General features: G+C 61.3%; 7 protein-coding genes and 26 tRNA genes. 30 read left to right on the top strand and 3 right to left on the bottom strand.

What is annotated here, in order from left to right; translation table 11 throughout:
• Positions 1-97 precede the first annotated feature (97 nt).
• The 28 genes from ACOYYX_RS30930 (at position 98) to ACOYYX_RS30795 (ending at position 4488) form a co-directional block, all read left to right on the top strand.
• Positions 98-169, top strand: a tRNA-Phe gene (locus ACOYYX_RS30930).
• Positions 170-186: 17 nt separating this feature from the next.
• A tRNA-Glu gene (locus ACOYYX_RS30925) sits at positions 187-257 on the top strand.
• 105 nt (positions 258-362) lie between these two features.
• Positions 363-436 (top strand) — tRNA-Pro (locus tag ACOYYX_RS30920).
• A gap of 62 nt (positions 437-498) precedes the next feature.
• Positions 499-570 (top strand) — tRNA-Lys (locus ACOYYX_RS30915).
• A 55-nt stretch (positions 571-625) separates the two neighbouring features.
• Positions 626-696 (top strand) — tRNA-Ile (locus tag ACOYYX_RS30910).
• Between the two features lie 14 nt (positions 697-710).
• Positions 711-782: transfer RNA gene (locus ACOYYX_RS30905), tRNA-Lys, on the top strand.
• A gap of 14 nt (positions 783-796) precedes the next feature.
• Positions 797-868 (top strand) — tRNA-Thr (locus ACOYYX_RS30900).
• A gap of 32 nt (positions 869-900) precedes the next feature.
• Positions 901-971: transfer RNA gene (locus tag ACOYYX_RS30895), tRNA-Gly, on the top strand.
• 11 nt (positions 972-982) lie between these two features.
• A tRNA-Pro gene (locus ACOYYX_RS30890) sits at positions 983-1056 on the top strand.
• Between the two features lie 38 nt (positions 1057-1094).
• Positions 1095-1166 (top strand) — tRNA-Asn (locus tag ACOYYX_RS30885).
• A gap of 14 nt (positions 1167-1180) precedes the next feature.
• Positions 1181-1264: transfer RNA gene (locus tag ACOYYX_RS30880), tRNA-Ser, on the top strand.
• 44 nt (positions 1265-1308) lie between these two features.
• Positions 1309-1380: transfer RNA gene (locus ACOYYX_RS30875), tRNA-Gly, on the top strand.
• 1 nt (position 1381) lies between these two features.
• Positions 1382-1452 (top strand) — tRNA-Gln (locus ACOYYX_RS30870).
• Between the two features lie 25 nt (positions 1453-1477).
• A tRNA-Gln gene (locus ACOYYX_RS30865) sits at positions 1478-1552 on the top strand.
• A 40-nt stretch (positions 1553-1592) separates the two neighbouring features.
• Positions 1593-1666: transfer RNA gene (locus tag ACOYYX_RS30860), tRNA-Leu, on the top strand.
• Between the two features lie 16 nt (positions 1667-1682).
• Positions 1683-1753, top strand: a tRNA-Asp gene (locus tag ACOYYX_RS30855).
• 132 nt (positions 1754-1885) lie between these two features.
• Positions 1886-1967 (top strand) — tRNA-Leu (locus tag ACOYYX_RS30850).
• Between the two features lie 133 nt (positions 1968-2100).
• Positions 2101-2171, top strand: a tRNA-Val gene (locus ACOYYX_RS30845).
• Positions 2172-2234: 63 nt separating this feature from the next.
• Positions 2235-2306: transfer RNA gene (locus ACOYYX_RS30840), tRNA-Ala, on the top strand.
• A gap of 14 nt (positions 2307-2320) precedes the next feature.
• Positions 2321-2409 (top strand) — tRNA-Ser (locus tag ACOYYX_RS30835).
• 3 nt (positions 2410-2412) lie between these two features.
• Positions 2413-2485 (top strand) — tRNA-Arg (locus ACOYYX_RS30830).
• 15 nt (positions 2486-2500) lie between these two features.
• A tRNA-Val gene (locus tag ACOYYX_RS30825) sits at positions 2501-2573 on the top strand.
• Positions 2574-2596: 23 nt separating this feature from the next.
• Positions 2597-2680, top strand: a tRNA-Ser gene (locus ACOYYX_RS30820).
• A 2-nt stretch (positions 2681-2682) separates the two neighbouring features.
• Positions 2683-2753: transfer RNA gene (locus tag ACOYYX_RS30815), tRNA-His, on the top strand.
• A gap of 21 nt (positions 2754-2774) precedes the next feature.
• On the top strand, positions 2775-3365 hold the full coding sequence (locus tag ACOYYX_RS30810; protein WP_422926524.1) for an HNH endonuclease: 591 nt from the start codon (positions 2775-2777) through the stop codon (positions 3363-3365).
• A gap of 97 nt (positions 3366-3462) precedes the next feature.
• Positions 3463-3534 (top strand) — tRNA-Arg (locus tag ACOYYX_RS30805).
• Between the two features lies 1 nt (position 3535).
• Positions 3536-3606 (top strand) — tRNA-Arg (locus ACOYYX_RS30800).
• A gap of 246 nt (positions 3607-3852) precedes the next feature.
• A complete protein-coding gene (locus tag ACOYYX_RS30795; RefSeq protein WP_422926523.1) occupies positions 3853-4488 on the top strand; it encodes an SGNH/GDSL hydrolase family protein in 636 nt (211 codons plus the stop codon).
• 38 nt (positions 4489-4526) lie between these two features.
• Here the strand turns inward: ACOYYX_RS30795 and ACOYYX_RS30790 are convergent, their stop codons facing one another.
• From ACOYYX_RS30790 to ACOYYX_RS30780, 3 genes are all read right to left on the bottom strand, one after another.
• Complete coding sequence (locus ACOYYX_RS30790) at positions 4527-6227, bottom strand: serine/threonine-protein kinase (protein ID WP_422926522.1); 1701 nt, start codon at positions 6225-6227, stop codon at positions 4527-4529.
• Positions 6228-6420: 193 nt separating this feature from the next.
• Entirely contained in the window at positions 6421-8565 is a 2145-nt protein-coding gene (glgP, locus tag ACOYYX_RS30785; RefSeq protein ID WP_422926521.1) for an alpha-glucan family phosphorylase, read from the bottom strand.
• 314 nt (positions 8566-8879) lie between these two features.
• Positions 8880-10211: a hypothetical protein gene (locus ACOYYX_RS30780; protein WP_422926520.1), complete on the bottom strand. Its 1332-nt coding sequence runs from the start codon at positions 10209-10211 to the stop codon at positions 8880-8882.
• 289 nt (positions 10212-10500) lie between these two features.
• On the opposite strand from ACOYYX_RS30780, the gene ACOYYX_RS30775 reads away from it, so the two are divergent.
• A complete protein-coding gene (locus ACOYYX_RS30775) occupies positions 10501-10824 on the top strand; it encodes a 2Fe-2S iron-sulfur cluster-binding protein (RefSeq protein WP_422926519.1) in 324 nt (107 codons plus the stop codon).
• Positions 10825-11467: 643 nt separating this feature from the next.
• A complete protein-coding gene (locus ACOYYX_RS30770; RefSeq protein WP_422926518.1) occupies positions 11468-12712 on the top strand; it encodes a dipeptidase in 1245 nt (414 codons plus the stop codon).
• Positions 12713-12732 lie beyond the last annotated feature (20 nt).

Genomic DNA, 12732 nt, shown 5'->3' with positions numbered 1-12732 from the left:
GACCTCGATCCTAATCCCTGGTGACACTCGGCCGCACCCATCTTCGTGGTGGCTCAAGGCCCGGTGTCCCGAGGACACCGGGCCTTTTTCTTGGCACGGGTCGGTAGCTGAGATGGCGTAGCGGCGGTTTGAAACACCGCAGACGGGGATTCGAGCGCCCCCCGGCCCACTCCCGCGACGCGATTTGGTCCGTTCGTCTAGTGGAAGGACACCGCTCTTTCAAAGCGGAAATGAGGGTTCAACTCCCTCACGGGCTACTCGGTGTCAGTCGATTCAAGGCCTGGGAAAGCCCGGCAATCCGCGGGCTCGGGGAGCTCGAGAACATCAGTTCAAATCAGGACGCCATGATGGATTCCGCACGACGGGACGTGGGAAAGCCTGGTAATCCGCCTGCCTTGGGAGCAGGAGATCGCCGGTTCGAGTCCGGCCGTCCCGACTCTTTAAATTAAACTATTTACCTATTAGCGAATAAATTCATGATATTAATCATGATATCTCGGTGTCGTGGTGTAATGGCAGCACACCGGCCTTTTAAGCTGGGAAGCGAGGGTTCGAATCCCTCTGACCCCATCCTCGAATGATGTCATGAAATGACGTCGTGAAAAGGGCCTGAGCATGACGGATTCGGCTTGTAGTTCAGCGGTAGAACATGCGGCCGATAACCGCAAGGCGGAGGTTCGATTCCTCCCGGGCCGATCTCGCAGACTGAAGGGATCGAAGTGTTACCGGCGGCATGCCTGACTCTTAATCAGTGGGTGAGGCTTCGAGTCCCTCCGATCCCAACTCGACTCGTTCGGCACCGGTCGTCCAGAGGCCAGGACACCGCACCCGTAATGCGGCAACGCAGGTTCGACTCCTGCTCGGTGCTCTCGCTCCTGTGACAATTCGGTGCGTCGTGATGTGTCCATGATGTAGCGGTAGCCTCCCGCCTTGCCATGGCGGAAGCGTGGGTTCGACTCCCACTGGACACTCTGCGTTACTTCAAGGCGTGGGAAAGCATGGTACTCCGCCTGCTTCGGGAGCAGGAGAACGCCGGTTCGAATCCGGCCGCCTTGACTCGGTCTCGCCTCGAATGGTCGGGGCCGAAGTTTCTGACCGGTGTGGCCTAACGGTAAGGCGGCGCCCTGTTAAGGCGACGATTGGAGGTTCGAGTCCTCCCGCCGGTGCTCGTCAAGCATGAGGAGAGGCAAGCCGATTGGCGACGGCACCCGATTCGAAGTCGGTCGAGCGATGAGCCTTGAGGGTTCGACTCCCTCCCTCTCCGCTGAGTGTCGACTTGTGTGAGCGAATGAACGTTTGAAACACATTGCGTCCTTGGCCGAGCGGCAAAGGCACGGGTCTTCCAAACCCGACAGGCGGGTTCGACTCCCGAAGGACGCTCTCGGGAATCCGCTAACGGTAGGCGACCTGACTTTGAATCAGGAGGTGGAGGTTCAAATCCTCCTTCCCGAACCTCGCCGAGAAGGCTTGGCAATACTCCGGGGTGGTGGCTGCTGGTAGCCGCACCACGCTCTGAACGTGGAGGTCGCTGGTTCGATTCCAGCCCCCGGATCTCGGATCTCGACTTCGACATGTCGAGGTCCGGCGCGGACAGCTCGGTAGGCAACTGGCAGACCACTCTTGCTCAGAACGAGAGATGCTGAGGGTTCGAATCCCTCCCGAGCTATGCGGATGCGACTATTGGGACCATGGTGTAACGGCAACATCGCGCACTGTCGATGCGCAGCTCGGGGTTCGACTCCCCGTGGTCTCGCTCCAACTAGGGTGATGCTCCTCACGGCGGTCTGTAAAACCGTTGCCAAAGTAATTTGTGAGGCGGAAGGCGAGAGGTTCAACTCCTCCATCACCCACTCGGTCGTCAGTGAAGTTCGTCCGTAGACAACATGGCCACGTGGCGGAACGGTAGACGCGCGGGTCTGAGAGGCCCGAGTCCTCGAGACGTGGGAGTTCGAATCTCCCCGTGGCCACTTTTTCGGTTCTTATGCTCAGGCTGGGCAGGTGCCCCATCGGTCGTCATAAGGCCGATTCGCCCGGATCGATACCGGGGCCTGAGACTCGTCATCGAATCGAGATGTGTTCCTGACCGAAGACGTTTTGACCCGTCCCGTGGTCCAACGGCACGACTCCTGGCTTACATCCAGGCGACGATGGTTCGACTCCATCCGGGACGATTCGAGAGGGCGTTTGGCGGATTTGAATCCGCCGAAAGGCCCACGCGTAAACACAAAACTCACGGGCGGCTAGTCTCAACGGGAAGATGCCTGGTTTGCACCCAGGAGATCGGGGTTCGATTCCCCGGCTGTCCACTCAGGTCGTCGTCGGAAGGTAGCCGGATACGGTTGGCCGGGCCGCATTGCTAATGCGGTTTCCCTCGCAAGGGGAATGAGGGTTCGAATCCCTCACCTTCCGCTCGTCCCGATGGTGAAGCGGATGATCACACCTCGGTCCTAACGAGGGGTTCCGGGTTCGACTCCCGGTCGGGGCACTATGGTTCGAGACTGGCCCTGTCGTCTAACGGCAAAGACATTCCCGTGACATGGGGAAGAGCGATGGTTCGACTCCATCCGGGGCCACTGTTAGCGCAGGCGAGTTGAAAGGAAGGGCCACCCGATCGGCGACGGGACCCGCTTGGAAGGCGGGCGAGCGATGAGCCTTGCGGGTTCAACTCCCGCCCCTTCCGCTGTGTCCGTGGTGTAATGGCAGCACACCCGCTTGTGAGGCGGACGGTGCCGGTTCGATCCCGGTCGGGCACATCTCCGGGGGGAGTCGCAGCAATGGTTCGGAATGTCCTCAATCGACCGACGCTCGTCCTGAATCGCCACTGGCAAGCGGTGGGTGTCTGCTCGGTGGCTCGAGCCCTGGTCATGATCTGGAACGAGGTCGCCCGGGTCGTCGACCCGGATGAATACCAGCTCATGACCTGGGATGAGTGGTCGAGCCTCGAAGCTGCGATCGACGCCCCTTGCATCCGCTCGGCCAGGTTTCGTCTCCGGGTCCCCGAGGTCGTCTGCCTGGCTCGCTATGATCGGCTCCCGGGGCAGGCGGTGACGTTCAGCCGCCGTAATGTCGCCAAGCGGGATCATCATTCGTGCCAATATTGCGGCATTCAGCCCGGCTGGGAGCTCATCACCATCGACCACGTGATCCCGAGGGCCCACGGCGGCGCCTCGACCTGGACGAACTGCGTGGCGGCCTGCACGAACTGCAACGGCCGCAAGGCCGACCGGACGCCTGAGCAGGCCGGCATGCGGCTCCGCAAGGCCCCGAGTCGCCCCGACTGGAAGCCGTTCTATTCGTCGCACGGCGACAGGTCCGAGAGCTGGGCGAAGTTCCTCGATGACGAACCCGTCCTCAGCCGTCTCTGAGCGCTTGGGATAGGGATAGGGATGTGCTCCTGGGAGAGCAGCGAGATTCCAACACTCGCGTACAGGGTTCGAATCCTTGCATCCCTGCTCGGTCAATGCCCTTGAGGTGTGCAGGAAGGCACGCGACTCTCCGAAAGTCGAGGGCCAGGTTCGACTCCTGGCAAGGGCACTCTCCGCGGGTGTGACGGAAGCACGGCGGTCTTCGGAGCCGCAAGACCGGGTTCGACTCCCGGGCGGAGGAAACGTCTATTCCCCGGTTCCAAGGGATCCCACACGTCCTCGAAGTGTGATGGAAGGCACGCGACTTTGCGAAGGTCGAAGACCAGGTTCGATTCCTGGCGAGGACATTTTTTGATTCACGATAAGAATGGAGTCGATGGCTATAATGTCATGAGCTAGCGATTAAGCCGGTGTTCATGTGCAAGCTACTACGCTGATCGCTTTCTCGGGCGAAGATCAGACTTCACTTGTGGGCGGGGTGAACTCGATGGGACACGTGGTTCTGCTGGGCGATTCTATCTTCGACAACGCGAGTTACGTCCCCGGTGGGCCATCGGTCATCGAGCACTTGCGGCGAATCCTGCCGAAAGGATGGAAGGCGACGCTCCTCGCAACGGACGGGGCAGCGACCGACGGGGTGCTCGGCCAGTTAATGCGACTCCCATCGGACGCCACGCACCTGATCGTCAGTGCCGGCGGGAATAACGCACTCGATCACGGCAGCCTCATTCTGAATGGGGCAGCGCGATCCTACTCCGAGGTCATGACCCGGCTGGCGATCATTCGCTCAGAATTTCAGCGAGACTACCGAGCCATGCTACAGGCGACCCTGGAGCGTGGTCTGCCCACCTTTGTTTGTACCATTTACGACGCGATCCCGGATCTGGAGCCGGCCCTTGAAAGCGGGTTGAGCCTCTTCAATGAAGTCATTTTGCGCGAGGCCTTCCGTGCCGGTCTTCCCTTGATCGACCTCCGACTGATCTGCAACGAGGCCTCGGACTATTCCCCCGCTTCGCGCATCGAACCCTCCGGTCCCGGAGGGGGCAAGATTGCTCGAGCCGTGATCAAGGCCATCGAAAGCCTGACCGACCCACACCTGTCGCGAAGCTGCATTATCGCGTGATCGGTGAGAGAGTCATCGCGAGGCCTTCCAGCGGGCGCTCAGATCGACTTGGGAGCTGAGACTTCGGGCTTTTCGGGCTCGGCCGGCTTCTCCTTGTCGAGCCCCGGCGGGGTGGCGCGCTTTTCGTCGACCGGGGGAGCCGACGGCTCGGGCACGGCCGCCTCGGGTGAGGGTAGCGTCAGGCCTGCCTCGGACAGCACATCCGTAAGGTCGGTGTAGTCGCCGTATCGGGTCATGATGCTGTTGGCGATGTTGGCGACCTCGGTGGCGCGATTCATGGTCCGCGCCTTCGCGAGTTGCTCGAGTAGGCTCGTGACGAGCCTCCGTCGTTGCTCCACCGCGGATTTCAGGTCTTCCGAACGCTTCTGGGCCAGCAAATACCAGCGCCGTATCTCGGGGTCGAATTCCTTGTCCTTGAGATTGGCTGACATCTGATCCCAGTAATGGATCGCGAGTAGGTCGTCGTGACGTTTCGATGCCTCGGAGGCAAGGCTGAAATACTGGACGTAGCTATCTTCCCCGACGTTCTGCGTCTTGTTGATCGGCGTGGGATGGGGCGTCTCGAGGTACACAGCTCGATCAATCGCCCGGGAGAGCTCGATCCGATCCCGCCAGGACTGGACCGTCGACCGGTATTTACTCTCGGGGAACCGGCGATCCAGTGTGTCGAGGTACTTCTCACGCGCCCGTTCCCAGTCGGAGCGATGCTCGGAGGCCATCAGGATATTGGCCTGGCTGTAGAGGTACTCCTCGCTATACGGCCAGAGCATGTATCCCAGGAACCCGCTCATCGCGACGAGCGCGAGGACGAGTAGGCCGATCTCAATGTGCTGCCGCTCGGGGACGAAAATCCTCTTGTTCGCCTTCGACGTCGAGGGCTTCTTGGCTTTCTTGGTCGGCTCCAGGCCCGTCCTAACGGGATTGATGGTGGGGTCGCCATCGGTTGGCCAGACCATGGGGACGGTCTCGCCCCGGCTGGCCTTGTCGCGGATCTCCGTCAAGGCTAACGCAACTGCCGCGGCATCCCAGGGGCGGTCGGCCGGATCCTTGGCGAGGAGTTGCACGATCAGCTTGTCGAGGGCAACCGGGATCTCGGCCACCTTGGCGCTCGGCCTGGGCGCCGGCTCGTTGAGGTGGCAATGCATCAGGACGACGGCCGAGGTCCCCTCGAATGTGGGTCGGCCCGTCAGGATCTGGTAGAGGACCACACCGAGGGCATAGAGGTCGGTCTTGTGGCTGATCGCCGGGGCGCCTCGGATCTGCTCGGGGGCCATGTAGGCCGCGGTGCCGAGCGTACGCCCTGTGGCGGTGAGCGCCGTGGCGTCGAGATCCTTGGCGATCCCGAAGTCGGTCAGCTTCACGCGACCCTTCTCGGAGACCATGAGGTTCGATGGCTTCAGGTCGCGATGAACGACGCCGTGTTCGTGGGCGTACTGGAGGGCCTCGGAGACCTGGATCCCAAAATCAACCGCCTCGCGCCAGGGCAAGGGGCCTCGACGGTTGAGGAGTTGCTCGAGGTTCTCTCCCGCGACGTACTCCATGGCGAAGTACGACGTCCCCTGGTAACGGCCCAGCGCCAGGAAGCGAACGATGTTCGGGTGGCGGAACTGCTGGAGGATCTCCGCCTCGCGGCGGAAGCGCTCGTAGCTCTTGCTGCGCTGGGCGACCTCGCCGCTGATGACCTTCACGGCCGCGGGACGGCCGGTCGTCTCGCTGATCGCCCGGTAGACGACACCCATCGCTCCCGTTCCGAGAATTTCCTCGACTCGAAACGATCCGAGCTTCTCGCCGATCATGCGCTCGCCCTGGGAGGACTAGACTGAGCCGAAAATCGTTGGCACCTCAAGGTTAGCAGATCGGCCGGCCATTGCCCAACGGGGAGAGCCTGCGTCCTGCCATAAGTCAGACTCAGGCTCCCGGTTGTCGAATGCCTCAGGACTGGGGCACGGCGCACGAGATGCCGCCCGCCGCCGGCAGGTAGCTGCTCTGGACGTAGTCCATGACCATGCGGTCGGCGTTGAAACGCCAGGCCAGCGAGCGCAGGGCATTCTTCTGGCGGGCGATCCAGCCACGCGGCAGGCCCGACGAATCCCTCGTGTAATAGAGGGGGATGACCTGGTTCGTCAGGGTGTCGACGAGGGCCTTGTGATCGCGCTCGTCCTGGATTGACGGGACCGAGTGCGACTGGCCACCGCCGATGGCGAAGCCGTTCGCGCCGTCGTAAGCCTCTCCCCACCAGCCGTCCAGGATCGAGAAGTTGAGGGCACCGTTAAGGAGGGCCTTCTGGCCCGAGGTTCCGCTCGCCTCCTGGGGACGTCGCGGATTGTTCAGCCAGACGTCGACCCCCTGGACGAGCTGCCTGGCCACGTTCATGTCGTAGTCTTCCACGAAGACGAGGCGATGGGTCAGGTTGGCCTGGTGCGTGAGCCGGACGATGCCCTGGATCAGTTCCTTGCCGTACTGGTCTTCGGGGTGAGCCTTCCCCGCGAAGATGAACTGGATAGGCCGATCGCTCGAGTTGATCAACGCTGCAATCCGCTCGATGTCCTGGAGGACCAGGCCTGCCCGCTTGTAAGTTGCAAATCGGCGGGCGAAGCCGATCGTCAGGGCGTTTAGGTCGAGCGCGGTGCTCGCGTTCTTGATCGAAGCCTCGCCCTCGTTCCGCTTCTCGGCCTGCGCGACGAGGCGACGGCGCACGAACTCGATGAGCCTGGCTTTGAGGACTTGCTGGGTTTCCCAGAGCTCGGCGTCCTCGATGCTCGTGACGCCTTCCCAGGTCTCCGGGTGCCGCATCCGCTTGGGCCACTCGGGCCCGAGGTGGCGGTCGAGGAGGAAGTGCATCTGGGGGGCGACCCAGCTCGAGACGTGGACGCCGTTGGTGATGTGCCCGATGGGGACCGCTTCTTCCGTGCGGTTCGGATAGAGTGGGTGCCACATCCGTCGCGAGACCAGGCCGTGGAGGGCGCTGACGCCGTTGGCGTGCCTCGAGAGCTTGAGGGCTAGCACGGTCATGCAGAAAAGCTCGCTCGTATCGCCCGGATAGACGCGGCCGAGGCCCATGAAGTCGTCGTACGAGAGGTGCAGGCCCTCGCGGATCTTGCCGAGGTTCTCCTCGACAAGTTGGGCTCCGAAGCGATCGTGGCCGGCGGCGACCGGCGTGTGGGTGGTGAATACCGTGATCTGGGCGACGTCACGCATCGCGTCGCCGAAGGGCACGGCGTTCATCTCCATCTCGGACCGGATCATCTCGAGGCCGGCGAAGGCGCTATGGCCTTCGTTGAGGTGGAGGACCGACGGGGCGATGTTGAGCGCCCTGAGGACTCGGATGCCGCCGACGCCGAGCAAGAGCTCCTGGCGGATGCGGACGCGGGCGTCTCCGCCGTAAAGCCGGGCCGTCAGCTTGCGGTCGCTTTCGGAATTCTCGGGGACGTTCGCATCCATGAGCAGCAGGGTCGTCCTGCCGACCTCGACGCGCCAGACCTGCGAGTGCAAGACGCCGTTGTGCGTGTCGATCGAGATCAGGAGGGGCCTGCCATCTTCGCCGTTGACCTTCTCGATCGGGAGGAGGTCGGGGTTGGCGTTGAGGTAGCTCTCTCGCTGCCATCCGTTCTCGTCCAGACTCTGTCGGAAGTAGCCCTGGTCATAGAGTAGGCCGATGCCGACGAGGGGAATGCCGAGGTCGCTCGCGCTCTTGAGGTGGTCGCCCGCCAGCACGCCGAGGCCGCCCGAGTAGATCGGCAGGCTCTCATGCAGGCCGAACTCGGCCGAGAAATAGGCGACGGGTCGGGCGCGGAGGTTCGCCGCGTAGATCGCGCCCCAGGAGTCGGTGTTCTTCAGATACTCCGACAGGCGGCGGAAGGCATAGTCGATCCGGGAGTCGAGCGCCATCTCGGCGGCCCGACGCTGGAGGACGTCGTCGGGAAGGCGCTTGAGGAACTCGATCGGATTGTGATCGATGTCACGCCAGAGCTGGGGGTCGAGCTCTCGGAACAAGCTGATGACGTTAGGTTGCCAGGTCCACCAAAGATTCCTCGCCAATTCTCGGAGCTTGTCGATTCTCTGTGTCTGACCGGCCATGTCATCCCCCAGCATCCGAAGAATGAGACCCGTTTCCCCTTGTGGGGAGAGGGCTTCCGATTTGGAGCGATAGTATGGCGGAAACGGATGCGCTTGCCAAGACCCGTAAACCCGCCTTGAAACCAGGCCGGGTTCGTGCGTCTCGAGCTTGATTTAACCGGGAATACTCGAGCGTTAGAAGAGATGGATTCGATGTGTTTTGAAGTCAGTCCAAGACCAAAAAGGACTGAGTTCGCGCGATTTGAACTCGTATCGGGACGGCGTTGCTTTGAAGAAAGCCTCGGGCACATTTTCGTCGGAGCCGGCTTGTCGAACTATTCTTGAATCCTGCTCGGAAGGCCGTCCAATCGAAAATGTTTGTCTATTTTCTCCCTGTGCTCCCTGATCTCGAAATAGTCGAGGAGGTCGGGATAGAGGTCTCCGTGCGAGTCGAACGTACGCGACCTCACCATGACGAGTTCGTTCCACAAACAATTCGCGATCGGTTGAAAGAGCAAAAAGGAGGCGAGCAGGATGGCGGCGAATCGACCGAAGCGCTGTCCGAAAGCCAACACCCCCTGGGCTGTGAAGAGGTGGATCGTAGGGATCAAGAAGAGAAGGAGTCGGCCATGGAAGGGATATTTTTCGAGGACGGAGGCAGCGAGTGCGAAAGCCAGTGGCGCGAGTAATAAGAAAGTACCGCCGCGCCAGCGTCTCGCGAGCGAGACGACGCCGAGCAGGAAGACCGCGAGGTCGACCAGGCCCGAATAAGGCTCATTGAGCGGCGTATGCAAACATGCAGGGTTGATGAAGACATTCGCCAGTTGCCAGAAGGTTTGATCCAGTTGCCGGAGACTCCTCGGCGGGAACGGAAGGAACGCGAAGGCCCACCAGTCGCTGATGAAGCTGTCGGATCGGTCGAGGAGCCTCTGACCGATCCCGAAGCAGATGCCGAAGCTGATCCCCCAGACCATGCACATCCCGCACGCTTTGAATACGAGGTCTCGGCGATGCGCCTTCCAGGCGACGAATACGTAGCGAAGACCGAGTCCGCCCAGCACCAGGGCCATCGAGAAGGAAAACCAGGTCGAAATCGCCCCGAAGGCAGTGAGGAGCGCGAGTCGCCTGCGGTTCGACAGTTCATCCACGACGGGGCGAGCGGCGACGAGGAAACCCAGCAGTGCAAACATCACCTCGCCTGAATACTGCTTGATCTCCGAGGAGTAATAGAGGAGGTAGTCGCACAGGGCGAAGAAGGCCACCGCGATGGGGACCGCGTCCCGATTGAGGTATGCCTTCCCAACCTTCCGCATGAGGAACATCGAGGAGATGCCGCAGAGCAGAGGGATGAAACGCGCGGAGGGCACGACAGGGAAGGGGAGCCTAACCATAATCCGCTCAAGGATCAGGAACCCCGGCGGCGCGAGTTGGTACTCCGTGAGCCTTGTCCAGAGATCGAAGACTGGCAGGTTGACGAGGTTCAGCAGGAGCGATTCCTCATCGCGATAAAGCGAACGGTTGCGGGCATACTCCGCGACGCGCAGTATGATCCCCACCATCACGGCCAGCCAGGTCATCAAATCGCAAGTGATACGAAATTCGCCAACCGACCGGAGGCCCTCGCGAGTTGTCGCCCCGTTCGAGAGTCGCTGGTCCGAATTCGACATCTGAGGCGGTTCCTCGCTGAGGGAAACCATGTCGTCATGGCTGGTTTGAATTATAGGGGGCCACGAATCGCTAGAACCGATGAGCGTTCGTTTCTCCACGAAGTGGCCCGGGATTTTCACGACCCTGTGAACGTGCCGAGGGCCATTTCACAGAACATTCGAGGTGATGGCAAAGGTGAAATGACGAGGGGGGCGGCCTGAGGCGGGCTCTTGCCCGGTGGAGAGCGTCTCCATTAGTCTATCCGACGCTGAAAACTGCTGGATGAGCCTGAGAAGGAGCGGATTGACGATGCCTCAAGTGACCGTCGAAGGGGAAAAGACATTCCTGGCCGAGGCCGGGGTCAAGCTCGTCCTCGCGATCGAGGATGCCGGGATCGACATCATGCACCGCTGCGGCGGGAATGCCAGGTGTACGACCTGCCGGGTGCAGGTAATTGCCGGAGATGTCGGGCCGATGGAGGAGGCGGAAGAGACCCGACTCGCGCGCGAAGCGTCACTCGGGCCGGACATTCGCCTCTCCTGTCAGATACGCGTCCAGTCGGACCTGACGGTTCGCGTTCTGAGCCGATCTTCCGAGACAGGAATTCCCGCCGGGACGCGACCGGCCGATTGATGGCTCGTGAGCTAGAGCCGAGCCGGTGACGAAGGAGAGGATCGGGAGCAGGCTTCGAGAAAACGGGGCCTGCTCACCGAAGATTCAGGCATTTCGAGCTGGCGGAGGTCCATGAACTAGGGTCGTGATGACCTAGTCTCACTGGGCTTCCGAGCACTTCTTGCAACGACCAATGTGACGGCGGACCTGGCCCCCGCAGCGCTTGCAGCGATGGTACTTCGACTGACGCATCTTCTTTTTCCGAGGACGGAAGGGCACGGGACACCTCACCTTATGTCATCTTGCAAGACACTCCGGCCGACATGGTCGGAGACAAGGCTAAGAATTGTAACCTAATTGCACGCCGATTCGCCAGGGATCTTGATCGCCTTTTCCCGCTCGAATTGAAATAACCGGACTGCCGATTCCAGACCGTCGAACCCCATTCGATCCGAGATAACGCCAGCTTCCATGTTGTGCCTGCCATATCAAATCGCCAGGTCTCGTGACCGCACTCCGTTGCGGGCTGAGATTCTAACGCTTTAGAACGCTAGCATGTTGAATTGATCCGGTGACTGGATCTCGACATCGTACACCCCTAGAATGGGCCCCTGGTTGGGGAGCCGCTTGTGCAACGTAGGTTTTCGCGGGAAAGAGGCTATCGATGCGATGGGGATTCGTCCTGGGGTTGGTCGTCGCCTGGATAGGGACCGAGAGACTGGCGGGAGCCGACACGGATGCCGAGATTGCCGAACGGGCTCGACGGATACACGCGTCGGCCTTCGTGTTCGACGGTCATAACGACTTGCCCTGGAGCCTTCGGAAGGAAGGGGACGTTAATTTCGAGACCCTTGACCTGGCCAAGCAGCTCCCCAAGGGGCAGACGGATATCCCCCGGATGCGCGAGGGTGGCCTTAAAGCCCAGTTCTGGTCGGTCTTCATCCCCAACGAGCATGAAAATCCGGGCAGGACAGTGATCGAGCAGATCGACATCGTCCACCGGATGGTCGACCGATACCCCAACGACATGGAACTCGCGCTCGACGCCGCGGATGTGGAGCGGATTGTCAAGGCGGGCAAGATCGCTTCGCTCATCGGGATCGAAGGGGGGATCGCCATCGAGGAGGATTTGGCGATGCTCAGAGCTTTCCATCGCCTCGGCGCCCGCTACATGACCCTGACGCACAATACGACGCTCGACTGGGCCGACTCGGCCGTGGACCTGCCCAAGAGCCACGGGCTCTCCCCATTTGGCGAAAGGGTTGTGCTCGAGATGAACCGTCTCGGGATGCTCGTCGATATCTCCCACGTTTCGGCGGAGACGATGGAGGACGTCTTACGGATTGCCAAGGCGCCGGTCATCGCGAGCCACTCCAGCGCCTTTGCGGTGGCGCCAAGTCCTCGGAACGTCCCGGATGAGATCCTCAAGCAATTGCCGAAGAACGGCGGCGTGGTGATGGTCAACTTCTACTCGGCCTTCGTCGTCCCCGAGGCCGCCCGCGCGATGTCCAAGGCCCGCGCCGAGGCTCGCGAGAAGAACGCCGACCCCGAAAAAGCCAAGAAGGCCTTCGAAGCCTGGTACAAGGCTTACAAGATGCCTCGGGGAACCATCAAGGATGTGGCCGATCACATCGACCACATCGTGAAGGTGGCCGGGATCGACCATGTCGGGATCGGCTCCGACTTCGACGGCATCACGTCCTGGCCGGTCGGGCTCGAAGACGTTTCGTGCTATCCCAAGCTCACCGAGGAACTCATTCGACGTGGCTATTCCGACGCCGATATCGCCAAGATCCTCGGCGGGAACGCGCTCCGAGCCTTCCGCGTCGCGGGCGACGTCGCGAAGACGCTGCAAACAACCTTGAAGCCGGCAGTCGATCAACCGATCGAGAAGAACTCCGACGACTGATCCTCAGCGATTGATTGATG

The organism is Singulisphaera chitinilytica (assembly GCF_049331405.1).
GTDB lineage: Bacteria > Planctomycetota > Planctomycetia > Isosphaerales > Isosphaeraceae > PoT.
Note: the sequence above shows the minus strand (reverse complement) of the source record. Positions and strands in the feature narration are given on the sequence as shown.

Excerpts from the sequence above, each read along its gene's own strand:
- ACOYYX_RS30770 (WP_422926518.1), top strand. The coding sequence starts at position 11,468 with ATGCGATGGGGATTCGTCCTGGGGTTGGTCGTCGCCTGGATAGGGACC.
- glgP (WP_422926521.1), bottom strand. The coding sequence starts at position 8,565 with ATGGCCGGTCAGACACAGAGAATCGACAAGCTCCGAGAATTGGCGAGG.
- ACOYYX_RS30810 (WP_422926524.1), top strand. The coding sequence starts at position 2,775 with ATGGTTCGGAATGTCCTCAATCGACCGACGCTCGTCCTGAATCGCCAC.
- ACOYYX_RS30780 (WP_422926520.1), bottom strand. The coding sequence starts at position 10,211 with ATGTCGAATTCGGACCAGCGACTCTCGAACGGGGCGACAACTCGCGAG.
- ACOYYX_RS30795 (WP_422926523.1), top strand. The coding sequence starts at position 3,853 with ATGGGACACGTGGTTCTGCTGGGCGATTCTATCTTCGACAACGCGAGT.
- ACOYYX_RS30790 (WP_422926522.1), bottom strand. The coding sequence starts at position 6,227 with ATGGGTGTCGTCTACCGGGCGATCAGCGAGACGACCGGCCGTCCCGCG.
- ACOYYX_RS30775 (WP_422926519.1), top strand. The coding sequence starts at position 10,501 with ATGCCTCAAGTGACCGTCGAAGGGGAAAAGACATTCCTGGCCGAGGCC.